Raw genomic sequence first — 23,022 nt, 5'->3', positions numbered from 1 at the left:
GGAGAAGTATGACCCTTTCTTTGCCAGAAATTTATGATGCCAAGGTGGCCTCGGGCGCGCTTCACTCTGATGATGCGCAGCTTGCCGTGCTGCCCGAATTCGAACGTATCCGCCTTGCTGTTCAACAGCCGCTGCCGAAAAAGGGATGGTTCCGCAAATCGGCAAAACCCGACTTTATCCAGGGCTTGTATCTTTGGGGGGGCGTAGGGCGCGGAAAATCAATGGTCATGGATATGTTCGTGGACTCATTGAATGTGCCGGTGCGCCGCGTCCATTTTCACGCCTTTATGCAAGAGATCCACGTTGGCATGCATGAGGCCCGCCAGCGGGGTGTCGAGGATGCGATTGAACCCGTCGCAAAGGCCGTGGCCGACAGCGTTCGGGTACTTGCCTTTGACGAAATGCAAATCAGCGACATCACCGATGCGATGATCGTGGGCCGGTTGTTCGAAAAGCTTTTTGATGCGGGCGTGGTTGTTGTGACAACGTCGAACCGCGTGCCGGATGATCTCTACAAGAACGGATTGAACCGCCAGTTGTTCCTGCCCTTTATCGGGTTGATCAAGGAACGGTTGAATGTCTGGGAAATGGCCAGCCCGCGCGATTATCGGCAAAACCGGTTAAAGGGCAGCAAGGTTTATTTTGTCCAGGCCAACACCGAAGCGCGCGCAGACATCAGATCCGTATGGGACGACCTGACAGGCGGCGTTGCCGAACCGTTGGTGTTAACGGTGAAGGGGCGCGAAGTTACCATTCCCGCATTTCGCAACGGGATCGGGCGGGCCCGTTTCTTTGATCTCTGCGGCACCATGCTTGGGCCCGGTGACTATCTCGCGATTGCTGATGCGGTCAAAGTGTTGATCCTTGAAGACATACCGACCCTGTCGCGCACCAATTTTAACGAAGCCAAACGGTTCGTGACCCTGATTGACGCCTTGTACGAAGCCAAAGTCCGGCTGATTTGTTCCGCAGCGGCCGAACCTGAAATGCTCTATCTCGAAGGAGAAGGCACGTTCGAATTCGAACGTACCGCAAGCCGCCTTCGTGAAATGCAGGATGAGAACTGGGGGCGGGACACGGAATAACTCTGTGGTCCGTGCCCGCAAATTATTAGGGGGGCGCCCCTGCACCCCCCGTTTTTACTGCCTGCCTGTCCGTGAATTCCAACATCATCCCGTTTGATTTTTCTTGTCCGCGGGGATGAGGATAACTTGATCAACTATAGGCAAGCCGATTCGAATCAGTCAATGGGGTGATTCGCAAAACCCGAATCACTTAGCCGTTTTTGCGCAAAATATGGCCTGCGAGATATAAAGAACCGCAAATCAGGATCCGCGCCTCGGGGTCGTTTGCCGTGATTGTGGCCAAGGCATCTTCAACACTATCCGCAATGGACGAGGCCAAACCGACGCTTGCCGCTGCTTTGGCGGTCTCTTCTGCGGGCAGCGTATTCGCCTCTCCGGGGATTGAAACCCCGATCAGGCTGTCTGCCTGCGCCGCCAGTGGGCGTAGATATCCGGTGACATCCTTGGTGTTCAGCATCCCGCAAATCATGTGGGTCGGGCGCTTGGGAAGAGTAGACAACACCTTGGCCAAAGCCTCACCAGCCGCCGCGTTGTGACCGCCATCCAGCCAAAGTTCGGCTTTGCCAGCGGCTTCGACCAGAGCACCGGTTTTCATGCGCTGCATACGCGCGGGCCATTCCGCTTGTGTCATCGCGGCCTCAAAGGCCTCTTCCTGCATATCCAGTTGGCGCAGCGCCGCCAGTGCAGCGCCCGCGTTCATAATCTGGTGTTCTCCCAATAGGGCGGGCATGGGCAGGTCCAGCAATCCGCGCTCATCCTGAAAAATCAGACGGCCACGCTCTTCATAGACATGCCAGTGTTGACCATAGGCAATCAAAGGCGCGCCCAGTTTTTGCGCGGTGGCCTCAATCACGTCCATGGCTTCGTCTTGCTGGGGGCCGACGATACAGGGCACACCGCGTTTGATGATACCGGCCTTTTCAGCCGCGATTTTGGCCAATGTGTTTCCAAGAAACTGTTCATGGTCAATCGACACAGGCGTGATGATTGTGAGCTCGGGCTTGGCAAAGACATTCGTGGCGTCCAGTCGCCCGCCCAGTCCGACTTCCATCAATGTGTAGTCTGCCTGCGAGCGCGCAAAGGCCAGAAAAGCCGCACAGGTGGTGATTTCGAAATAGGTGATATCGATGCCACCGTTCTTTTCATAACACTCGTCCAGAATGTCCGTCAGGTGGGCCTCGGTGATCAACTCACCGGCCAAACGGATACGTTCGTGAAACCGTGCCAAATGAGGTGAGGTATAAGCGTGAACCGATTTCCCCGCCCCTTCGAGACCAGCGCGGATCATGGCCTGTGTCGACCCTTTGCCATTGGTTCCGGCAATATGGATCACGGGTGGGATCTGATCCTGAGGATTGTCCAAAGCGGCGAGCAAACGCCAGACGCGGTCCAGCGTGAGATCGATAATCTTGGGGTGCAGCGCCATCATGCGCGCAAGGACAGCATCAGAAGTTTGGGTCATGGGTCACCTGCCTGTGGGTTTGAAGCGCTCTAAAACACGAACGGGGCCTCGGTCAAACACCGGAAGCCCCGCTTGATGGATCAAAACCGACGATCCTGCATTTTTTCCCCGAAAGGCCGTTATTCTTTGGCCTCGGTCGCAGTTTCCGCCTTATCTGAGGCATCGTCTGTATCTGGCTGCGCTTCAGGATCGGGTGCGGGCAATTCGCCCTTCACCGCAGGTGGCAGCCCCATCAACATCCGCGTGATGGTAATCAGTTCGTCCCGCATTTCGGTGCGTTTGGTGACGCGGTCCAGCATACCGTGATCCAAAAGATATTCGGCACGTTGGAAGCCTTCGGGCAGTTTCTCGCGAATGGTTTGTTCAATCACACGAGGGCCGGCAAAACAGATCAACGCGTTGGGTTCGGAAATGTGGACATCGCCCAGCATCGCGTAAGAAGCCGTTACCCCACCCGTCGTCGGGTGCGTCAGGACCACGATATAAGGCAGTCCAGCTTCTTTTAGCATTTGAACCGCGACCGTGGTCCGCGGCATCTGCATCAAGGACAGGATACCTTCCTGCATGCGCGCACCGCCCGCAGCCGAAAACAGGATCAACGGGCGTTTCAAATGCACCGCGCGTTCCGCCGCAGCGATAATCGCGTTACCGACATACATCCCCATGGAACCGCCCATGAAGCTGAAATCCTGACAGGCCGCAACAACAGGCGTCCTGCCGATTTCGCCTTCAGCGACCAGCATGGCTTCAGACTCGCCCGTGTTCTTCTGCGCGGCTTTCATCCGGTCAGGGTATTTCTTCTGATCCTTGAAATGCAGCGGGTCTGCCAATGGCGCAGGCACGTCGACCTCGGTGAAGATACCACCGTCAAACAAGGCATCGAAACGCTCGCGGGGCGTGATGGCCATGTGATGGTCGCATTGCGTGCAAACATTCAGGTTTGCCTTAAGCTCGCGGTGGAACAGCATCGTTCCGCATTCGTCACATTTCGTCCAGAGATTGTCTGGTGTCTCCCGACGAGAGAAGATCGAGTTGATCCGCGGGCGGACATAATTGGTGATCCAGTTCATGCGTGCCTTCCTTTTTCGCGATGAGGCGTATTTTCGCAGTTATTGTCAGATAAGACCCTACGTCAGGAAATGCAATCAGCGCCGTATTGCAATTCTCGCGACCAACCAGCCGCAGAATATAACAAGCACCTCGATTGGCAGGCTGGCCTGGACAGCTTCGACGTTTGACGGATCATAGGGCACAGTGAACAAGGCAAGCCCGTCCCAATAGCCGTCCATCGAGGTGACCAGCAAAGCGACCACATTATTGATGAAATGCAAGGCAAGCGCCGGCCCCAGATTTCCGGCACGTGCGGTGAGGTCCGCAGCCGCCAATGCAAACAATCCCGTCACCCCCGCAAGCGCCAGGGCATTTGGACCAAAAGTTTCCAGATCATAGTGCAGAAAGGCAAACAGCGCAGAAGGCACAAGCATCCACACCAGCGGCGATGAAAACCGCGCGGCCAGATGGCTTTGAAGATAACCGCGAAACAGGACCTCTTCTGTGGTGACCTGCAGAATCAGCAAGGGCACAGAAATGGGCAACAGCACGAGCCATGCCGACAGGGACATATTCCATTCCACGGCCAACGCATCAGGCAGAGGAATCAGGAAAATGACCAGATACAGCGGGACGGCACGTCTGAGCACGCGACGGGTATCGAACAGAACAAGCCGTCGCGGCCCCAAAAGCGCCACAACCGACCGCGAATGCAGCACATGTAGAACAATGGCCAGAGACAGCAGAAGGGGCGCAAAGTTGAGCAACAAAACCCAAATGGCCATTGGTACCGTTCCGTCGGACAGATGCGGCGCCAGATCACTCCACCCCGGAAAAAGTCGCATTATCTGAAAAAACAAAACGTTTAAGGCTATGAAGCCAAACACAATCAGGACAACACCACCAATGATGCGTCCCAGCTGGGCAGTTGGTCGCGCAGGCGCAACAAGAACTTCGTGGAGTCTGTAGCCTGCCATAACAATTCCCGCCTGATTAGTGTCTCGTTTCCGCGCATGGGTGCCAAATGTGCCAAACCATTGCAACGATTTGAATAAAATATTCACTAACCACACATTGCAGGTTTGTGATGCGCAAACCAATCCGGTAAATAATTGAAAAAGCACAAGCGAACTGTTTCCATAACGGAAACAAATTCAGCGTTGGAGTAATGGGTAATGAGGCAGGGCAAAACCAGCGTGATGCAGTATCTGTATCAAAAGGCCTTTGGTCGGTATTGGGCCCGAGCCGCCCGTGCCGCCGAAGTCACTCAGCTGTCGACCTTGAAAGGTCAACGTTTGCGCGCGCGCAAGCTGCGCCAACACCTTAATACGTTGATATCGGTCTCGGAAAGCCGCCTTGCGTTGCCCTTGATCGGGTCAAATTCATTTCCCAAGCCCCATGGTACCGACTGGAGTTGGCGCCCTGCCCTCTGGAGACAGCCATTGGCCAAGTTTGGTCTGGCGTCGGCGCAAAACAAGGAAATGCTGGGCGACGAAGTCACGCTGTTTCACGATTGCCACGTTTCCGAATTGACCCTGCGCCAGTTGCGCAACACCCGCGAAGCGGACCTCGCCCCGTTTGGTCTGCGGATGGACGTTTTCCGGTTCGACGGATCGTTTCTGTCACTGGTCATCGACTTTCCCTTCGAATCCGTGGACGGGCTCAAGCGTAACCATCTAATCCGCATGAACACGATTGTAGAGCTGGAAAAGCCTCTCGAAATTTTTGCGCGTTTGAATATCAAACATGGCCCGAATACGGAACAGATCGTCCGCGAACTGCCATTGACCGAAGACGAGATCATGGTCGAATTTGATCTGGCCTATTCCAAGCTGAATGAAAAACGCGTCGAAAAGATGTGGATCGATCTGATTTTTGAAGGCCCTGAAATGAATCAGGTGGTCTTGCGAGATGTCACCTTTAGCCGCCGGCCCCGCGCGGAATTCTAAACCCGGACAGGAGAGCAGATTATGAGCGTATGGACGCTGAACAAGACACGGCTTTTCGAGGGCGTTTGGGAGGGTGAACTGACACGTGCGGATGGCATGACAAGCGAGCCATCAATCGAAGTCACGTTTATGGAACATCCCGTTCACGGCGTCCAACTCAAAGAAGACCCGGCCAAAAACCGTTGGCTTGTTCGGATCCCGATCCCGAGCGAAGCTGTGGCAGATGGCGTTCAGACCTTCCTGATTGTGGACAAATCAACCGGCGGGCTTTTGAACAAGATCACGATGATTTCCGGCGAAGTGCTGGCGGACGATATCCGTGCTGAACTCGACCTTTTGCGCGCCGAACTGGACATGCTCAAACGCGCCTTTCGCCGGCACTGTCTCGAAACCAGTTAATTCGCAAAGCCTGCACTTCGTCTTGGCTTAATAATGCGTGGTGTACCCGCCATCGACAGCCAAAACCTGTCCTGTAACATAGCTTGCTGCCGGAGATGCGAGAAACAGAATGGCCGGTGCCAGCTCTGCAGGTTCCCCCCAGCGCCCCAGCGACGTTGCCGCCTCTAGACGGGCTTGAATGGCGGGATCATTGGCGGCTTCGCGGTTTGGTTCGGTGCGGAAAAACCCGGGGGCAATTGCGTTTACGTTGATGCCCAAGGGTCCCAACTCGGCTGCCAGTGCCCGCGTCATGCCATTGATACCGGCCTTGGCTGTTGTATAGGCGGCGTCTCCACCTTGGGCGATGATGCCCGCGATCGAAGAGATATTCACGATCCGTCCGCCCTGCCCCATAAGCGTCGCGGCCTTCTGGCACAACATAAAGGGTGACACCAGATCGACGTCTATCAACCGGCGCACATCTTCGCGCGAAAACGCGGGCAAGGCGCGACGGTCCCGCATGCCGACATTGTTCACCAAGATATCGAGGCCATCTTCTGAAATCCTGTCGAATGCGGCCGTCATGGCCTGTTCGTCAGAGACATCAAACGCAAGTGCACGTGCCTTGCCCCCTTGCGAAAGGATCTGTTCGACGGCTGCACCTGTCGTTTCCGCATCGCGCCCGTTGACCCAAACGGTTGCACCTGCTTCGGCCATCAGGCGCGCCGCCTCAAAACCCAACCCGCTGTTTGATCCTGTTACAAGGGCCTTGCGCCCTTTGAGGGAAAACACGCCGTAGTCCGTCATCGATATCTCCTGCATCTGTGCAGAGTGTGCCAAGGACGCGCGGGCAGCACCAGTCGATTTCCGGTGACGTTGCCCGATTCATGGTGTTTTCTGTTCCCGAGGAGAAAACGACATGATTACCGAAATCGTACAGTTCAAATTGCCCAAGGACATGCAGCGTGCGCGGGTGATCGAACTCTTCGAGGCGACTGTTCAGCGCTGGCAATCCAACAGCGATCTGATCCGCAAACAGTATCTCTATGATCCGGCGACACATACGGGCGGCGGCATTTATCTTTGGACGTCACTTGATGCTGCCAAGGCCGCCCATGATTCCGCATGGTGCGATATGGCAGAAGAAATTTACGGGGATCGCCCCGATTTCACCTATTTCGAGACCCCGCTCGTCGTCGACAACGCGGCGGGCTCTGTTTTACGCAACGTCTGAAGCCAATTCTTTACGCGGCGTTTCGCATGACAAATCAACGGCTTTACGATCTGGTAAGCCAAATCTGAGGAGGCACCCATGACCGAATATCCACATCTGTTGGCACCACTTGATCTTGGCTTTACCACGTTGAAAAACCGCGTGCTTATGGGCTCGATGCATACCGGACTTGAAGAGACCAAAGACTGGAACCGCGTTGCCGAGTTCTATGCCGAGCGCGCCAGAGGCGGCGTCGCCCTGATTGTCACCGGCGGTATGGCCCCCTCGAAAGAAGGCGGCGTTTTTCCGGGTGCGGCGGGTCTGTTCAATGATCAGGATATCGCGAACCACAAGACAATCACGGATCGTGTGCATGACGCGGGCGGCAAGATTGCGATGCAAATCTTGCACGCGGGTCGCTATGCCTATGGCCCTGAATGTGTGTCTTCGTCAGCAATCAAATCCCCGATCTCGCCATTCCCGCCAAAGGAACTGGATGAGGAGGGTATCGAGAAGCAAATTCAGGATTTCATCACCGCGACCGTTCGTGCACGCGAAGCAGGATACGATGGCGTCGAAATCATGGGCTCGGAAGGGTACTTCCTGAACCAGTTTCTGGTCACCCATGTGAACAAACGCGAAGACCGATGGGGCGGCTCTTATGAGAACCGCATGCGTCTTCCGGTGGAAGTGGTGCGTCGGTGTCGCGAAGCGGTCGGGGACGACTTTATCATTATCTATCGCTTGTCCATGATCGACCTGATCCCGAATGGGTCGACACATGAAGAAGTCGTCATGCTGGCTCAAGCCGTGGAAGAGGCCGGGGCGACCATCATCAATACCGGTATCGGATGGCATGAAGCCCGCATTCCCACGATTGCGACCTCGGTTCCGCGTCGTGCGTTTGCATGGGTAACCAAAAAACTGATGGGCAAGGTCGGAATTCCGGTCATCACCTCGAACCGTATCAACACGCCCGAGGTTGCCGAAGACGTTCTGGCCGAAGGATGCGCCGATATGGTTTCCATGGCCCGCCCGTTCCTTGCGGATGCGGACTTTGTGAACAAGGCCGCCGAGGGGCGTGGCGCCGAAATCGCGCCCTGTATTGGCTGTAACCAAGCCTGCCTTGACCACACCTTTGGCGGAAAGCTGACCTCTTGTCTTGTGAACCCACGCGCCTGTCACGAAACCGAACTGACGGTTGTGCCTGCCGGCACGCAAAAGACAGTAGCGGTTGTTGGCGCCGGTCCGGCGGGTCTGTCGACCGCGATCACCGCCGCGCAGCGTGGTCACAAGGTGACGTTGTTCGATCGCGCCGACAAGCTCGGAGGGCAGTTGAACGTGGCCAAACAGATCCCTGGCAAAGAAGAATTCTGGGGATTGGTCGATTGGTACGAAACCATGGTGGCAGCCGAAGGTATTGAGGTGCGCCTGAACACCGAAGTACGGGCAGATGATCTGACAGGGTTTGACGATGTCATCATCTCGACCGGCATCGTTCCGCGCGATCCCGGCATCCCCGGCAGCGACCGTCCCGAGGTTCTCAGCTATCTTGATGTATTGCGAGACAAGAAACCTGTCGGTAAACGGGTCGCTGTAATCGGCGCAGGCGGCATCGGATTTGATGTCTCCGAGTTTCTTGTTCACGAAGGTGAAAGCCTGACCGAAAACCTACCGGAATGGATGAAAGAATGGGGCGTGTCAGATCCAGAGGTCGTTCGCGGCGGTCTGGCCCCCGAAGGGCCGCAACCCGAAGCTCCCGCCCGCGAAGTCACGTTGATGCAGCGCAAAGCCAAAGCACTGGGCAAAGGTTTGGGCAAGACGACCGGCTGGATTCACCGTGCGGCGCTCAAGATGAAGAACGTCAACATGCTGGGTGGCGTAAACTATGAAAAGATTGACGACGCCGGTTTGCACATTTCCTTTGGAGAGGCCCGTGAAAACCCGCAAGTGATCGAAGTGGACAACATCGTGATCTGTGCGGGCCAGTTGCCGGATCGTTCTTTGGCTGATGCGCTGGAAGAAAAAGGCGTATCGTGCCACGTGATCGGTGGCGCGGATGTTGCGGCGGAACTGGATGCCAAACGCGCGATCAACCAAGGCACCCGTCTGGCCGCCAGCCTCTGATACGGTCAGTGTCATGCGCCACAAGTCGTTTTCCGGGTTGTGGCCATCTGATGTAAAAGACTTTGGAAACCGACCGTGTTTGGTCGGTTTCTGAATTGAGGGTCCACGCGGATGTGCCTAGATGGGCATATGGTCTTTGTGTCGATTCTTCTTGGGCTGCTGCCCAGTTTCCTGATGGTTATCCTTGGTGGCCTTGTGCGAAACCGTCTGTCGGTCAACGCATGGCAAGGTCTGGACAAGCTGAATTTCGAAATCCTGTTTCCGACACTGATCTTTGTCGCAGCGTCCCAGCGCCCGATCAACGTTGGCGATATTCTACGGATCGGGCCAGCGGTCTGGGCCATTCTGGCAACAGGGCTTATTGTCGGATATACCGCAAGACGATTTGGCCCGGAGCGGTTTTTGGACTTTGCCGGTGCATGGCAAACAGCGTGGCGTTTCAATACCGCCTTGGCGTTTGTCGCGGTTACCACGTTGAGCAGCCCGCCCATCGGCGAACTGGCCGTCGCCGTTGGCATGGCAATTCCGGTAGCGAATGTCTTTGCGGTGTCGGCCTTGTCCCGCGGCAACGGGAGTATCTGGCAAACTCTCAAGAAAGTGGCCACAAACCCCTTTCTGATTGCATCGGTCTCTGGGGTTCTGGTTGGTCTCAGCGGGATCACCATTCCGGCGCCATTGCTGGCCCCGTTCGAGATGATTGCCCAAGCCGCCATTCCGGTGGCCCTGATTTCGGTGGGGGCCACTATGAACTGGGGCGCTCTTGCAAAGCTGGACCGGTTCAGCGGCATTCTCTGCACAACAAAGCTTGTGGTCCTGCCTGCTCTGACAATGACCACATGCTGGTTTCTGGGCACTGATCCCGTTCTGGCAACAACGTTAACCCTGTTCGCCTCAATGCCGACGGCTTCGGCGTCGCATGTATTGGCCGCCGGGTTCGGTGCCGACCGCGAGTTGTCTGCAACGCTGGTCGCCCAGTCTACATTGCTCGGGGCGGCAACATTGCCATTGTGGATCACTCTCATTGAAGTCGTCTTTTAACGCATGGAAACCCACTGTTTCGCTGTTTCCATGACGCAAACGATCCCACACAAAACCTAGATATTGTCTGAGCACCGCCCAGCTTCTGCCTAATTTGGCGTCAATAACTCATTCTTGAAAACGAGATGTGAGGTAGTGAAAAGATGGATCGCCTGACCGAAATGGAAGCCTTTGCCACCGTAGTGGACCAAGGTGGATTTACAGACGCGGCCAAGAAGATGGGGATTTCGAAATCGGCGGTTTCGAAACACGTGTCTTCGCTTGAGGCTCGCCTAGGCGCCCGCCTTTTGAACCGAACCACGCGGCGGGTGAGCCCGACCGAGATTGGCCTGGCCTACTATGACCGCGCACGTCGCGTTCTGAATGATGCAGGTGAGGCAGACGCCCTTGTCACATCAATGCAATCGGCCCCTTCAGGGCTGTTGCGGATCAGCGTTGCAACGGATTTCGGGGTGAACCACCTGTCCCCTGTCTTGGGCGAATTCCTTTCCGAGTTTCCCGACATCACCGTCAACATGGTGCTAAACAACCGCTATGTTGAACTGATTTCGGAAGGCTTTGACATGGCCATCCGAATTGGTGAACTGGAAGACAGCACCCTTCGGGCACGCAAGCTGACCGAAACGACAAAACGCATGATCGCCAGCCCGGAATATTTCGAGAAATATGGTCGTCCCGAAAAAATCGATGACCTGAACGAACACAAGCTTTTGCACTATTCGAGCCAATCCAACGGCGCCGTCTGGAAACTGACTGCACCGTCCGGAGAAAAGCGTCAGGTGCGCACCGCAGGCTGGCTCAGCGTGAATGACGGACAATCGTTGCTGAACGCGGCTGTTGCGGGTCTTGGTATCGCGTATCTGCCCAGCTTCCTTTATGCAGACGCTCTCGAGCAAGGTCTCGTGGAAGATGCCATTCCCGATCTTCCGACCGAAACGCAAGGCATCTATGCCGTCTATCCACCCGGACGCTTCACACAGCCAAAAGTCCGCGCATTCATTGACTTTCTGGTCCATTCGTTTGCCGACAAAGGTCCGACAGACTGGTAATTTTCAGAGTTTTCCCTGAGCTTTCCAATTGAAAGCAAACTTGGCCCGGGTTGCAGCCCCGGGCCTTTTTCATGTTCGATGCTAGGGTGTAGATACAACGACCACTTCAACACGGCGGTTCAGATCGCGCCCTTGGGGCGTTTTGTTTGATGTGACCGGCGCAAAATAACCAAGACCCCGCGCCTCGAGCTGTGCCGCAGGCACCTCCAGCACATCCGTCAGACGCTGTAGAACCGCATCCGCACGCCCCTGAGACACCGCCAGATTTGTTTCTGCCGCACCGGTGTTGTCGGTATGCCCGACAAGAGCCACCCGAATTTCAGGGGTCTCGCGCAGCCATGTTGCCAGACGCGTCAAAGAAGCAAATTCGGCTTCGCCAAGAGCAGAAGCGCCCGTTTCAAAAACAAGGTCCTCAAGAACGGCATGACCTGATGTCTGTAGCTCTGAAATCAAATCGGTGGTCTGCGCCGTTTCAGGAGCAGGCCGTTGCACAGGGCGAACAGTCTCGGTTTGGGGGCTTTCGCGATCACTTGTTGCCACCCCGCCTGATGTGATTTCAGTGATCTGAACCATTCCGGCCAATGCGGTGCGACTTGTTAGTATGGCGAGACCTTTGCGGTCTTCCCCCTCACCTTTGATCGCGCTCAAAAAATGGAAATGTGCAAGATCAACAAACATGTCCGGAGGCGTAAGAACATCGATGGCATACCGAAACCCAAAACCGCCGCAGGTCTGGGCAGGGCAGTCCAGCATAATCTCATACCCTTGCTCGATCACCTGCGTGCGCAGGGTTTCCATCACCGCACGTGGCGAGGTTCCACCTTCGTCAATGCGCCAGCTTTGTTGCTCTACCTGCCCCCGCAGCTTTAGCGTTGGCACCTGATCATTCTCGGCCACACCCACCGGCAAGGCATAGGTCATGTCAGCAGTGGTTTTATCCGCCAATTGCACAGTTGCATCGGGCAACGCGGGCTCAAATGCGAACCCGAAATGCGGCCATAGAAAAGCCCCTATGACCGCTAGTTTCTTCACCGGAATTGCGCGTGATACTCGGGGTTTGGCCGCATGTCAGCCGCCGAAGCAACACGGTTCGTCATGTTGAAAAATCCGGTCACGCTCGCGATGTCAAAAATGTCTCGATCCGAAAATCCGACATCCCGCAGCGCTTGTCGGTCTTCTTCACCGGTTGCGCTGCTTTCTTTTGTGATCTTTTCGGCAAAGTCGAGCATCGCGCGCTGTCGCGCATCAAGACGGGCTGCTTTGTAATTCATCACCATCAGCTCGCCCAGCTCGGGATCGCCCGACAGTTCACGAACGGCGGCACCATGTGCCGTCAAGCAATAGAAACACTTGTTAATCGACGACACAACAACGGCGATCATCTCGCGCTCGAGCTTGCTCAGACCGCTGTCGGCAAGCATCAGATCGTTGTACATGGCGGTAAAGGAATTCAGCTTTTCAATATCAAAGGCATAGGTGCGCAGAACATTCGGCACCATGCCAAGTTTTTCCTGACAGATATCAAAGTACTTTTGGGTTGCTTCGGGCAACGGCTCCATCGGCGGTAAATTCAACGCCGTGGGCAAATCGGACTGGCTCATTATTCTCCCTCTCAGTCGTCTTGCAAAATGCGATAGTGGTACCGTCCCACAACATGCATTCCGAGGGAAGCATATAAACCATTTGCCGCTGCGTTCTGTTCGGTGCAGATCACCGCAAGCGTGTGCCCGCCATTTTCTAAGGTCCAATAAGCCGCTCGGCGCATCAACCAGCGCCCAACGCCCATACGTCTTTGAAATGGTACAATTTCAACGGCATGCACCATGCTGATTCCATCGTGCATGGCACAAAAGCTGCTTCCGGCGGGCTTGTCCTGCCAGCGGGAAATGAACCCTGTTTTCGGGTCCTTCGCACGCATCATGACCTCGATACGTTCCGGACCGATACCGCCTTTAGCCCAAATCTCGCGCATCATCGCCAAAGGTTCCCACGCCGCAATAGCGGCCGTGCGCGGAGGCAGTTCCGTGGCGATATCCTCTGCAAGAGCAGCATACATGATCACCGGATCAATCACGGTGTAACCGCGTTTTTCAAGCGCGGTATCTAGTGCATCATCACCTTCACGGATCTGAAACAACGGGGTTTGGCCCAAGGCGCGCAACGCTTGCTCGGCCGAGGCAATATCCTCGTCCTCAAACGCGCCAATGGCCGTAGCAGCGGACACGCGTTTGCCGCCGCCCTTCCCTTCACGGATCAAAAAAGGGCCGCACTCGGATGTACCCGCCGCGGGCCAGGTCGCGTCTACGACCTCATACATTTTTTCTGCGTTTGGCAGGGTCATGCGAACATCTCCGCAAGCTTGGTCATAGCCGCATCAATCCGCGCGCCTTCGGTGCCACGGATCACGATATTCGCGCCAAAGGCCCCGTTCTTTTGAAACGGGTACGAACCGATAGAAAGATCGCTGAATTCCTTTGCCAAATCTCCAAGTGGCCCCGCCAGATCCCCTTCGCCACGATGAAGCGTCAAAGATTGCGACAACAAAGGCGCGCCGCCGGTGATGTCAGGCAAAACGCTGGCCACCATGGCCTGGAACACTGATGGCACGCCCGCCATGACATACACGTTCTCAACAACAAAGCCCGGCGCGATGGACACCGGATTATCGATCAGCGTCGCCTTTTCGGGAATGCGCGCCATCCGCATCCGCGCCGCGTTAAATTCCCGCCCCTCGGCCGTGTAATAGGCATTCAGCAACGCATAGGCATCATCGCGTACATCGATCGACTGACCAAAGGCCGCCGCGACGCAATCGGCGGTGATATCATCATGCGTCGGGCCGATCCCTCCGCTGGTGAAAACGTGGTCAAACGCCTTGGACAAAGCGCGCAGCGCCTTAACAATGGCATCCGGATCATCGGCGACCATGCGCACTTCGGCCAAATCAACCCCGTGTTTGGTCAATTCACCAGCCAGAAAATGCATATTTGAATCGCGTGTGCGCCCTGACAGGATTTCATCTCCAATAACCAGCATTGCTGCAGTTGGGTTTGGCATGGTCTTCTCCTTGTCAGCCTTCACTAGCAGGTATAGGCCTGTGCCCATGCGCTTTCAAACCCCTCTTATTCCCGCCGTGCTAATCCGCCGCTACAAACGGTTTCTTGCTGATGCCCGACTGGAAGACGGACGCGAGATTACCGCCCATTGCGCCAACCCCGGCAGCATGATGGGATTGGCCGAACCGGGAAGCCGGATTTGGCTTGAACCAAATGATGATCCCAAGAAAAAGCTCAAATATGGGTGGCGTCTGGTTGACCATGAAAACGGACATTTCACAGGTGTTGATACCTCGGTGCCAAACCGCGCGTTGAAAGCTGTCTTGCTCGCGCGCGAGATGCCAGAGCTCGCCGAATATTCCTCGGTACGTCCCGAGGTAAAGTACGGTGAAAACAGTCGGATAGATTTTCTGCTTTCAGAAGACGGGAAACCTGATCTCTATGTCGAAGTCAAAAGCGTCACGCTGTCGCGTCGCGCGGGTCTGGCCGAATTTCCAGACAGCGTCACAAAACGCGGCGCAAAACATCTTGCTGAATTGCAGCAGATGGTGACGCAAGGCCACCGCGCCATGATGCTTTATCTTGTCCAGCGCACGGATGCAGAGCTTGTCACACTGGCCGACGACATCGACCCGCAGTATGCCGCCCATTTTGACGACGCGTTGCGTGCTGGTGTCGAGGTTTTGGCCTATGACTGCAAGATTTCGCCGGACGGCATCGATATCGGCCAGCGCCTCGCATTCAAGCGTTAACCGCCCATCGCAGGTGGCGTCGGACAGGCAAGTCTTTCCATACCTCTGGCGTCTTTCGCAAAAGACGCTTAAGTAGTTTGCGAAGAATTGCATTGGAGTATCGGGCAGATGATCGGCAAGGGCCGCCAGACTCGCGACGGGATCAGAATTTATCAGGACGCGGATTTTGCAGGAATGCATAAAGCCGGCGAATTGGCTGCCCGTATTTTGGATGAAATCGCGGAACATGTTTTCCCCGGTCAGTCCACCGGTGAAATCGACCGGTTGATCGAAGAAAAAGTTGACGCTGCCGGCGCCAAATCTGCGACGATTGGATATCGTGGCTACAAACACGCCAGCTGTATCTCGGTGAACCACGTTGTGTGTCACGGTATTCCCGGCGACAAAAAGCTCAAGGACGGCGACATCCTGAATATCGATGTCACGGTGATTGTTGACGGCTGGTTTGGCGACACAAGCCGCATGTATGTTGCGGGCAAACTGAACCGCAAGGCAGAGCGTCTGATCCAGGTTACTCATGATGCGTTGATGCTGGGCATTGATGCGGTCAAGCCTGGCAATACCTTTGGCGACATTGGTCACGCGATCCAAACCTTTGTCGAAGCCCACCGCATGTCGGTTGTTCGCGACTTTTGTGGACATGGACTTGGCCAGGTGTTTCACGCCCCCCCCAATGTCTTGCACTATGGTCGTCAGGGATCAGGCTCTGTTCTGGAAGAAGGTATGTTCTTTACCATCGAGCCGATGGTGAATCTGGGACGGCCTGAAACCAAGGTTCTTGCAGACGACTGGACCGCAGTGACCCGCGATAAGTCCCTGTCGGCACAATTTGAACATTCGGTCGGCGTGACAGCAAATGGCGTCGAGATTTTCACATTGTCGCCCAGTGGGAAGTTCCACCCGACCTACGGCTAAGCCCGAAACCTTGTGGTGCCTTGCGAACATGGAAATCAGCCGTTCGTCCGGCTGATTCTTTGCGTTTTCTGTCAATGTGAATTTGGAACCATTTTTCCCACACGGTCAAATTTTTCGAATTAGTATCAATACACTAGACACTTAGTGATCGCCACGAATGTTTTGCGAACCATTTGCAACTGATCGAAGTGATCCCTATAAATAAGGCACGCCGCGATGCAGCAGCATTGCTTGACGTTCATCACATGAAGAGGAGGCTCGCGATATGAACACACTCAAATCCGCAGCCCTCGCTGCCCTTTTGGGGCTTACCGCAACCAACGCATTTGCTCAGGAAGTAACGCTTCGCTTCCAGCACTTTGTATCGCCAAAGTCGGCCAACCCGACCTATTTTATTGGCCCATGGGCCGAAAAGGTTGAGAAGGACAGCAATGGCCGTATCAAGGTCGAACTGTATCCTTTCATGCAACTTGGTGGCAAAGCCCCCAGCCAATATGATCTGATCCGTGATGGCGCCATTGATGGTGGCTGGGTCATTCCGGGGTATCAACCCGGTCGTTTCCCCGAAGCGGAAGCTATGGAACTGCCTTTCATGGTCACGAAGTCGGGCGAAGAAGCCTCGAAGGCGGCTTGGATCTTTACGCAAAAACACCTGATGGACGACTTTCGTGATGTCCACGTTATTGCCGCGCATATGCACGGCCCCGGACTTGTTCACAAAAAGGGGCCCGCGGTGCAAACTGTGGAAGACTTTAACGGTTTGAAACTCCGCGGTCCTTCGCGCCCGGCCACGCTTTTGTTGAAAGAAGTCGGCGCCACCCCGATTGGCATGCCCGTGCCCGCTTTCCCTGAAGCACTGTCCAAAGGTGTTGTGGATGGGGGCGTAATCACTTGGGAAATGTCGCCCAGCCTCAAACTTGACGAGCTGACCGACAGCCATACGGACGTTGCGGGCGACAAATCGCTCTATAACCTCTATTTCATCTGGGCCATGAACAAAGACAAGTACAACAGCCTACCCGATGATCTGAAGGCTGTGATCGATGCGAACTCCGGCTTTTTTGCTTCGGCCTGGGCGGGGCGCGCGCATGATATCGGCGACAAAGACGGCAAAGCTGTCATGGCAGCGGCTGGCAACGAAATCTCCACCTTGAGCGAAAGCGAAACAGCCCGCATCCAGGGGCTTGGCGATACCGTCATTACGAACTGGATCGCGGAAGTCACCTCAAAGGGTCTCGATGGCGCAACGCTAGTTGAAGATGCTCGTGCCGCAGTGGCCGTCACCCGAGATGTTTCAGGGCGGGAATATTAATCCCCACTCCACATCGATAAACCGGGCCGCCAGAGATTTGGCGGCCCTTTTCTTTGCGCGCATCGCGTTCAGTCAAAGCTGACGGCTTTGCGATAGAGATGCCATGTTGCATGCCCCAGCACCGGCAAAACCAGAATCAACCCGATGAATATCGGCAAGCTGCCCAAGAACATGCCAAAGGCAATTGTTGCCCCCCAAACAGCTGTCACCAAGGGGTTCTTCACGGCAACACGCACCGAAGTTGTAACGGCAACCGGCAGACCAACAGGGCGATCCACCAACATCGGAAAACTGACCAGTGAGGTCACAAGTACAAGACCCGCAAAGATCGCGCCGATTCCGCATCCGATCCAGATCATGCTCCAACCGCGCGGCGTGGTGAGGGCGTCGTTTACGAACTGCCCTGCGCTGACCGGAGGCTCTGGCCCCAGTGTTGCGCCGTAAACCCACATCGCACAGACCATCCACAGTGCGAAAACCGCTGCAAGATACCCTGCCAGCACAATAACCGGGCCTGTGGTTCGGGCTTTCAACAACTGCATCGTTTTCGAGACAGAGGGGTTTTCCCCTGCCTCATGCAGTTTGCTCAATGCATACATTCCAATCGCTGCGACGGGGCCAAGCAAGACAAATCCGGCTGCCATCGGGAATACTGCGGGCAACAAAGCCATTTCAAAGGCCATCACACTCAACAAAACACCAATCAACGGATAGACCGCAACCAAGGCGACGACATCCGTGCGAAACCGCATCATATCGTCCAGCCCAAGCCGCAAGGCGCGAAACACATCGCGCACCTCGATCCTGTGGACACGCGGCGACACCCGCGCATCACTTCCCAGATGGGTCGCAATGTCTTCTGCGGCGCGACCACTGCCTGCAATGGCCTTGGCGCTCCAGGATAATGGATTTCCAATTGTCTCAACCATACCAACCTCCCTTTTTGAAAAGGCAGGCCGAACACCAAAAAGGCAGGGCCGGTCGAGATGATCAACAGAACCGACCCGATGGCGGCCTGCGATATCTCAGTCTATCACATTTTTGGGATGGTTTGGTTCACGGTCGCTTGAGCGCAGTTCTGACGGCGCTAGACAGCTTCCAGAAGGGTCACATGCGTGTCGCCGTATTTCCGTGTGTCCAGCAAGTCAAATCCGTCCGGCGCGATCTGAGGTGTATTTTCTTCCCAGACAATCAAGGCGTCTTTGGCAACCCATCCGCCAGCGGATGCTGCTGCAAGGGCCGTACTCCCAAAACCTTTGCCGTAAGGGGGATCCAAAAAGATCAAATCATATGGGGCGCCATCGTTTTCAGGCAGATGCGTTGCATCTCGAGCGATAAGTTTCGCCGATGATTGTGAGCGTGTTTTGCGGATGTTTTCACGGATCAGGCTTTGTGCTTTGCGCCCGTCGTCGACAAAGGTCACGCAATCCCCCCCACGCGACAAAGCCTCAAGACCAAGAGCGCCCGTTCCGGCAAAAAGGTCCAGCACCCTTGCCCCTGTGATGGGATCACCGAATTTGCCCCCCATCAAAACATTAAACAGGCTTTCACGCACCCGATCCGTTGTGGGTCTGAGGTGCGCGCCAGCGTCGCCTTTTCCGACACTGGCGAGAGCCACACTGCGAAATGTTCCGGCAATGATCCTCACAGTTTCATCAACGCTTTCATATCGGTGTCGGGGTTCGCAATCATCTCGGGGGAGGGTGATTTCCCGCCTTCGATCAGCCGCTTTCCGATCATATAGTCACGCGGCGCGTTCATGGCATCCACCGCCAGAAGTTGTTCACCAAGGTAATACCAGAACGAGACCGAAGCCCCCTCGCCTTTGCGTGTCACAACGCGATCATATCCTGAGTTCAATCCTGCGATTTGCAGTTTTACGTCGTATTGATCGGACCAAAACCATGGCTTCGCCACATAGTCTTTTTCGGCACCCATGATGTTTTCGGCAATCACCTCTGCCTGATCGATGGCATTTGGGACACTTTCGAGACGAATCCGGCTTTCCTTGTAGGGGAAAGAGGCGCAATCCCCTGCGGCCCAGACATGTGCGGCAGACGTTCTGCCTTGTGCGTCGGTTTTGATCCCATTCTCGATTTCAAGACCAGCATCCTCGGCCAAAGCCGTTGCCGGTGTTATCCCGACGCCGACAATCACAAAATCCAGATCGATCTGCGCACCATCGGTCAATTTCGCGCCGTTTACGCGCCCTTCGCCGATCAGATGATCCAGCCCGACGCCTTCCAGAATCTCTACGCCGTGCGCTTTGTGCAAGGCGCGGAAATAGTCAGACGTTTCCGGCGCCGCTACGCGTTGCAGGATGCGGTCGCCCATTTCAACCAAGGTCACTTTCAGACCGCGCGACGCCGCGACGGCGGCCGCCTCAAGACCGATATACCCTCCGCCAACAATCAGAACACGCTTGCCCTCTGAAAATTCGGGGGCCATTGAATCTACATCTTTGAGGTCACGCACAACGTAAACACCCTCAAGCGTTCCGCCAATTGCGGCGGGCAAACGACGCGGCACCGAACCGGTTGTCAGCACCAACTCATCATAGCTAATGGGCTGGTCAGCCACAGTCACAACCTGATTTTCGGTATCGATCGACTGAACCGTTTCATTCAGATGAAGGTCAATCGCATTGTCCGAATAGAAGCTTTCAGGGCGCAGCAGCAGGCGGTCCAGCTCCATTTCACCCAAGAGATACTTCTTCGACAGTGGTGGACGTTGGTATGGGGCAACAGGCTCTTCCCCGATCAAGGTTACCTTGCCTTGAAAGCCACCATTGCGCAGCTTTGCCACCAACGAAGACCCTGCTTGTCCCGCACCGATCACAACAACGTTTTTCATGCTTACCCCAAGGGTTTGAGTTTTCTTTTCCGAGGGCGAGCCTATATCCTCGGGGAAGGAAAACGCAAACGAACAAAGGACTTGAGATGACGATTTCTGTGGGTGACCCGCTGCCTGCTGGCGAATTGATGAAGCTTGGCACGGCTGGCCCCGAACCAGTTGCCCTCGACACGTTGACCAAGGGGCGCAAGATTGCCCTTTTCGGTCTTCCCGGCGCTTTTACCGCGACCTGTTCTGCCGCGCATTTGCCCAGCTTTATCCGGAACGCGGATGCCATTTTGGCCAAAGGCGTCGACGAGATCATTTGCATGTCCGTGAATGATCCATGGGTCATGGATGCTTGGGACCGTGAGACAGGCGCAGCCAAAGCAGGCATTACCATGCTTACAGATCCGGTTGGCACATTGACGGTTGCCATGGGCCTCGATTTTTCGGCACCTCCCGTTGGCTTTGTAAACAGAACCCGCCGGTTCGCCGCCATTGTCGAAGACGGAGCGGTGACTTGGTTTCAAGAGGAACAAGAGCGCGGCGTGTGCAATTTCACGGCGGGCGAAAGTCTTCTCGAAGCGCTCTAAGGCGTATGTGACGTCGCACCACTTTCGAAAAACGCGACCTTAAGCTCCCGATTTTTTTTCGGGAGCTTTTCTTTTGCAAAAGATCATCCCTTCGCGGCCTTGCGAAAAAGGCTACCGGCTTACCCCCCAATCAGGCGCTGGCATTGTCGAGTGAAATACTGTCGCCGACGTTAATTTGACCGCCTTTTACGATATAACAGTTCAGACCAGACCGGTGCACAAGGATATCGTTTACCGATTTGCCTGTTACCAAATCCAGATACCGGCAGGGCGTGTTCAGACGCCCCCCTTCCAACAAGGTATTTCCAACCCAGAACCTCTTACCAACAAGATGGTTAAGCGGTGTATTTTCTGTGGTTAGGTTCCTGCGATGCTCTTCTGGCGCAAGGTCAATGTCGTGATCACGCTTGAGCGCGATGAGCGTCTCGATCTCGATCAGGGTCACCTCGCGGATATCAGGAAAGGCAGAGTATTTTCCTGTGCCAATGGCATATCGATCCCCTTCAACCCCTACCCCTTCGATAAGCTGCGCGGTTGGCTGCGCAACCATCGGCTCTCGCACGGCAGGTGTCGTATGGATATGCAAAAGTTTACCTTGCCACATCTGGGGCCCCCGGATTTTTCGTCGTTCGTTCCAATGGATACAGGAACCGCAAGCGGCCCCTCACCCGGTAATCGATGGGTTTGTTGCATGCCGACTTTGGCACCCGGCGGGATGACAGGTCGATGCGATTAAATCGAGTCCATCTTTCGCGCCAGTTTGACGTCAAGCGCACTCAGCCCGGCGACATCATGTGTCGTCAAAACGACGTCGACTTTACTGTATACATTAAACCATTCGGGATGATGGTTCCATTTCTCGGCCCAGATTGCCGCTTGGGTCATCCATCCCATCGCCGAGATAAAGCTGTCGAATTTGAATGTTTTGCGAATGGCGTCGCGCCCGTCGACCATTTCCCAACCCGTTTCAAACAACGGGCCCAGCATGGCATCTCTTGCGGCGTCGCTAAGTTTCTCGCTCATTCGTGGTCCTCCGTCTTATCTTTTCGGAATGGTCCCCAAGCCGTCATCACCTCGATCTCTTCGGCAACGGCTTCGCGTTCGGCTTCCAGAAACCGCGCCACGGCGTCGGCAAATCCCGGATCCCGCATCCAATGCAACGAATGCGTGGTGACGGGCAGATACCCCCGCGCCAGCTTGTGCTCTCCCTGTGCGCCGGCTTCGACACGGCCGAGACCATGCGAAATCGCCCAGTCCATTGCCTGATAGTAGCATAGTTCGAAATGCAGGCAGGGATGATCTTCTACACACCCCCAGTACCGGCCAAAAAGCGCCTCTTGGCCAATAAGGTTCATTGCACCGGCAACGTAATGCCCATCCTTTTTTGCAAGGATCAGCAAGATGTCATCTCGCAGGGTGTCATGCGCCATGTCAAAGAAATCGCGCGTCAAATAGGGCGTTCCCCACTTTCGCGCGCCGGTGTCCTGATAAAACCGCCACATGGCGTCCCAATGTTCCGGGCGGATTTCCTCACCCGACAGACATAGGATCTCGCCCCCAAAGGCCTGTGCTTTCTGGCGCTCTTTTCTAATGTTTTTGCGCTTTCGGGACGACAACGAAGCGAGAAATTCATCGAAACATTGGTAATTCTCGTTGAGCCAGTGAAACTGTTGTGCTGTGCGGTGCAACAGCCCCATTTGTTGGCCCGCGTCGACCTCGTCTTCTTCACAAAAGGTCAGGTGAAGAGAGGACAGTTCGTTGTCATCGGCCACCTGAACCATCCCCTGAACAAGCGCCGCTTTGCCGGTCGTTTCAAAACCGGGTCGCGTCAGCAGGCGACGACCGGAAACCGGCGTGAACGGCACCGCGACCTGCATTTTCGGATAATACCGACCACCCGCATTTTCGTACGCATGGGCCCAGCTATAGTCGAAAACATACTCGCCTTGTGAATGGGACTTTACATAGAGCGGAGCGCAGGCGATCACCTCGTCGTTGGCGCGTGCTGTCAGGTATCGCGGTTGCCAGCCGGTTCCGGGCCCGACCGAGCCACTGTCCTCGATGGCTTTCAAAAACCGGTAAGTCGTAAAAGGATCGTTCGCGCGCCCGCCCGCCACCGCTTCGGGACAGGCGCAGGCGTCCCAATCGCTGGCTGCAATTGTCCCAAGCCCCTGATGCATCTCGATTTCAATCGGTGCGCCGTCCATT

Annotated in this window: 25 protein-coding genes; 11 read left to right on the top strand and 14 right to left on the bottom strand. The window is 55.4% G+C overall.

What is annotated here, in order from left to right; genetic code table 11:
* The first annotated feature begins 8 nt into the window (after nucleotides 1-8).
* Complete coding sequence (zapE, locus tag PH7735_RS19890; protein ID WP_058313179.1) at nucleotides 9-1,085, top strand: cell division protein ZapE; 1,077 nt, start codon at nucleotides 9-11, stop codon at nucleotides 1,083-1,085.
* A 190-nt stretch (nucleotides 1,086-1,275) separates the two neighbouring features.
* On the opposite strand, the gene PH7735_RS19885 is transcribed toward zapE, so the two are convergent.
* The 3 genes from PH7735_RS19885 to PH7735_RS19875 form a co-directional block, all read right to left on the bottom strand.
* Nucleotides 1,276-2,547 carry a bifunctional folylpolyglutamate synthase/dihydrofolate synthase gene (locus PH7735_RS19885; RefSeq protein WP_058313178.1) on the bottom strand — a complete coding sequence of 424 codons (1,272 nt, stop codon included), beginning with the start codon at nucleotides 2,545-2,547 and terminating at the stop codon, nucleotides 1,276-1,278.
* Nucleotides 2,548-2,666: 119 nt separating this feature from the next.
* On the bottom strand, nucleotides 2,667-3,617 hold the full coding sequence (accD, locus tag PH7735_RS19880; RefSeq protein ID WP_058313177.1) for an acetyl-CoA carboxylase, carboxyltransferase subunit beta: 951 nt from the start codon (nucleotides 3,615-3,617) through the stop codon (nucleotides 2,667-2,669).
* A 75-nt stretch (nucleotides 3,618-3,692) separates the two neighbouring features.
* Nucleotides 3,693-4,382 (bottom strand): CPBP family intramembrane glutamic endopeptidase, encoded by a 690-nt coding sequence (locus tag PH7735_RS19875; protein ID WP_158503277.1) that lies wholly within the window; start codon nucleotides 4,380-4,382, stop codon nucleotides 3,693-3,695.
* A 390-nt stretch (nucleotides 4,383-4,772) separates the two neighbouring features.
* On the opposite strand from PH7735_RS19875, the gene PH7735_RS19870 reads away from it, so the two are divergent.
* Nucleotides 4,773-5,546 carry a DUF6478 family protein gene (locus PH7735_RS19870; protein ID WP_058313175.1) on the top strand — a complete coding sequence of 258 codons (774 nt, stop codon included), beginning with the start codon at nucleotides 4,773-4,775 and terminating at the stop codon, nucleotides 5,544-5,546.
* Between the two features lie 21 nt (nucleotides 5,547-5,567).
* Complete coding sequence (locus PH7735_RS19865) at nucleotides 5,568-5,945, top strand: hypothetical protein (protein ID WP_058313174.1); 378 nt, start codon at nucleotides 5,568-5,570, stop codon at nucleotides 5,943-5,945.
* Nucleotides 5,946-5,972: 27 nt separating this feature from the next.
* On the opposite strand, the gene PH7735_RS19860 is transcribed toward PH7735_RS19865, so the two are convergent.
* On the bottom strand, nucleotides 5,973-6,731 hold the full coding sequence (locus PH7735_RS19860; RefSeq protein WP_058313173.1) for an SDR family oxidoreductase: 759 nt from the start codon (nucleotides 6,729-6,731) through the stop codon (nucleotides 5,973-5,975).
* Between the two features lie 112 nt (nucleotides 6,732-6,843).
* Here PH7735_RS19860 and PH7735_RS19855 point away from each other — a divergent pair, with 112 nt between their 5' ends.
* The 4 genes from PH7735_RS19855 to PH7735_RS19840 all read left to right on the top strand — a co-directional run bounded on the left by PH7735_RS19855 (nucleotide 6,844) and on the right by PH7735_RS19840 (nucleotide 11,351).
* Nucleotides 6,844-7,158: a hypothetical protein gene (locus PH7735_RS19855; protein ID WP_058313172.1), complete on the top strand. Its 315-nt coding sequence runs from the start codon at nucleotides 6,844-6,846 to the stop codon at nucleotides 7,156-7,158.
* Nucleotides 7,159-7,236: 78 nt separating this feature from the next.
* Nucleotides 7,237-9,264, top strand: a complete 2,028-nt coding sequence (locus tag PH7735_RS19850) for an NADPH-dependent 2,4-dienoyl-CoA reductase (RefSeq protein ID WP_058313171.1) — start codon at nucleotides 7,237-7,239, stop codon at nucleotides 9,262-9,264.
* A gap of 129 nt (nucleotides 9,265-9,393) precedes the next feature.
* Nucleotides 9,394-10,302, top strand: coding sequence for an AEC family transporter (locus PH7735_RS19845; RefSeq protein ID WP_058313170.1), 909 nt, complete (start codon nucleotides 9,394-9,396; stop codon nucleotides 10,300-10,302).
* Nucleotides 10,303-10,445: 143 nt separating this feature from the next.
* Nucleotides 10,446-11,351 carry a LysR family transcriptional regulator gene (locus PH7735_RS19840; RefSeq protein ID WP_058313169.1) on the top strand — a complete coding sequence of 302 codons (906 nt, stop codon included), beginning with the start codon at nucleotides 10,446-10,448 and terminating at the stop codon, nucleotides 11,349-11,351.
* 81 nt (nucleotides 11,352-11,432) lie between these two features.
* On the opposite strand, the gene PH7735_RS19835 is transcribed toward PH7735_RS19840, so the two are convergent.
* From PH7735_RS19835 to PH7735_RS19820, 4 genes are all read right to left on the bottom strand, one after another.
* On the bottom strand, nucleotides 11,433-12,317 hold the full coding sequence (locus PH7735_RS19835; RefSeq protein ID WP_058313168.1) for an OmpA family protein: 885 nt from the start codon (nucleotides 12,315-12,317) through the stop codon (nucleotides 11,433-11,435).
* Between the two features lie 62 nt (nucleotides 12,318-12,379).
* Nucleotides 12,380-12,952 carry a peroxidase-related enzyme gene (locus PH7735_RS19830; RefSeq protein ID WP_058313167.1) on the bottom strand — a complete coding sequence of 191 codons (573 nt, stop codon included), beginning with the start codon at nucleotides 12,950-12,952 and terminating at the stop codon, nucleotides 12,380-12,382.
* Between the two features lie 11 nt (nucleotides 12,953-12,963).
* Entirely contained in the window at nucleotides 12,964-13,692 is a 729-nt protein-coding gene (locus PH7735_RS19825; protein ID WP_058313166.1) for a GNAT family N-acetyltransferase, read from the bottom strand.
* Nucleotides 13,689-14,408, bottom strand: a complete 720-nt coding sequence (locus tag PH7735_RS19820) for a competence/damage-inducible protein A (protein WP_058313210.1) — start codon at nucleotides 14,406-14,408, stop codon at nucleotides 13,689-13,691. The genes PH7735_RS19825 and PH7735_RS19820 overlap by 4 nt, the downstream gene beginning before the upstream one ends.
* A 46-nt stretch (nucleotides 14,409-14,454) precedes the next feature.
* Here PH7735_RS19820 and sfsA point away from each other — a divergent pair, with 46 nt between their 5' ends.
* The 3 genes from sfsA to PH7735_RS19805 all read left to right on the top strand — a co-directional run bounded on the left by sfsA (nucleotide 14,455) and on the right by PH7735_RS19805 (nucleotide 17,386).
* Nucleotides 14,455-15,159, top strand: coding sequence for a DNA/RNA nuclease SfsA (gene sfsA / locus PH7735_RS19815; protein WP_058313165.1), 705 nt, complete (start codon nucleotides 14,455-14,457; stop codon nucleotides 15,157-15,159).
* Nucleotides 15,160-15,267: 108 nt separating this feature from the next.
* Nucleotides 15,268-16,074 (top strand): type I methionyl aminopeptidase, encoded by an 807-nt coding sequence (gene map / locus PH7735_RS19810; protein WP_058313164.1) that lies wholly within the window; start codon nucleotides 15,268-15,270, stop codon nucleotides 16,072-16,074.
* 265 nt (nucleotides 16,075-16,339) lie between these two features.
* Complete coding sequence (locus PH7735_RS19805) at nucleotides 16,340-17,386, top strand: TRAP transporter substrate-binding protein (RefSeq protein WP_058313163.1); 1,047 nt, start codon at nucleotides 16,340-16,342, stop codon at nucleotides 17,384-17,386.
* A gap of 68 nt (nucleotides 17,387-17,454) precedes the next feature.
* Here the strand turns inward: PH7735_RS19805 and PH7735_RS19800 are convergent, their stop codons facing one another.
* From PH7735_RS19800 to PH7735_RS19790, 3 genes are all read right to left on the bottom strand, one after another.
* Complete coding sequence (locus PH7735_RS19800) at nucleotides 17,455-18,315, bottom strand: DUF2189 domain-containing protein (RefSeq protein ID WP_058313162.1); 861 nt, start codon at nucleotides 18,313-18,315, stop codon at nucleotides 17,455-17,457.
* Between the two features lie 158 nt (nucleotides 18,316-18,473).
* Nucleotides 18,474-19,034 carry a 16S rRNA (guanine(966)-N(2))-methyltransferase RsmD gene (gene rsmD / locus PH7735_RS19795; protein ID WP_058313161.1) on the bottom strand — a complete coding sequence of 187 codons (561 nt, stop codon included), beginning with the start codon at nucleotides 19,032-19,034 and terminating at the stop codon, nucleotides 18,474-18,476.
* Nucleotides 19,031-20,239, bottom strand: a complete 1,209-nt coding sequence (locus PH7735_RS19790) for an NAD(P)/FAD-dependent oxidoreductase (protein WP_058313160.1) — start codon at nucleotides 20,237-20,239, stop codon at nucleotides 19,031-19,033. The genes rsmD and PH7735_RS19790 overlap by 4 nt, the downstream gene beginning before the upstream one ends.
* Before the next feature lie 86 nt (nucleotides 20,240-20,325).
* Here PH7735_RS19790 and PH7735_RS19785 point away from each other — a divergent pair, with 86 nt between their 5' ends.
* On the top strand, nucleotides 20,326-20,814 hold the full coding sequence (locus tag PH7735_RS19785) for a peroxiredoxin (RefSeq protein WP_058313159.1): 489 nt from the start codon (nucleotides 20,326-20,328) through the stop codon (nucleotides 20,812-20,814).
* Nucleotides 20,815-20,944: 130 nt separating this feature from the next.
* Here PH7735_RS19785 and PH7735_RS19780 read toward each other — a convergent pair whose 3' ends face one another.
* From PH7735_RS19780 to PH7735_RS19770, 3 genes are all read right to left on the bottom strand, one after another.
* The gene (locus PH7735_RS19780; protein ID WP_058313158.1) at nucleotides 20,945-21,418 is read right to left on the bottom strand and encodes an MOSC domain-containing protein; all 474 of its coding nucleotides are present in this window, start codon (nucleotides 21,416-21,418) and stop codon (nucleotides 20,945-20,947) included.
* Nucleotides 21,419-21,546: 128 nt separating this feature from the next.
* On the bottom strand, nucleotides 21,547-21,837 hold the full coding sequence (locus PH7735_RS19775; protein WP_058313157.1) for a 4a-hydroxytetrahydrobiopterin dehydratase: 291 nt from the start codon (nucleotides 21,835-21,837) through the stop codon (nucleotides 21,547-21,549).
* Nucleotides 21,834-23,021, bottom strand: a complete 1,188-nt coding sequence (locus PH7735_RS19770) for a GNAT family N-acetyltransferase (protein ID WP_058313209.1) — start codon at nucleotides 23,019-23,021, stop codon at nucleotides 21,834-21,836. The genes PH7735_RS19775 and PH7735_RS19770 overlap by 4 nt, the downstream gene beginning before the upstream one ends.
* Between the last annotated feature and the right edge of the window lies 1 nt (nucleotide 23,022).

It is taken from the genome of Shimia thalassica, assembly GCF_001458215.1.
GTDB classification, from domain to species: Bacteria; Pseudomonadota; Alphaproteobacteria; order Rhodobacterales; family Rhodobacteraceae; genus Shimia; species Shimia thalassica.
Note: the sequence above shows the minus strand (reverse complement) of the source record. Positions and strands in the feature narration are given on the sequence as shown.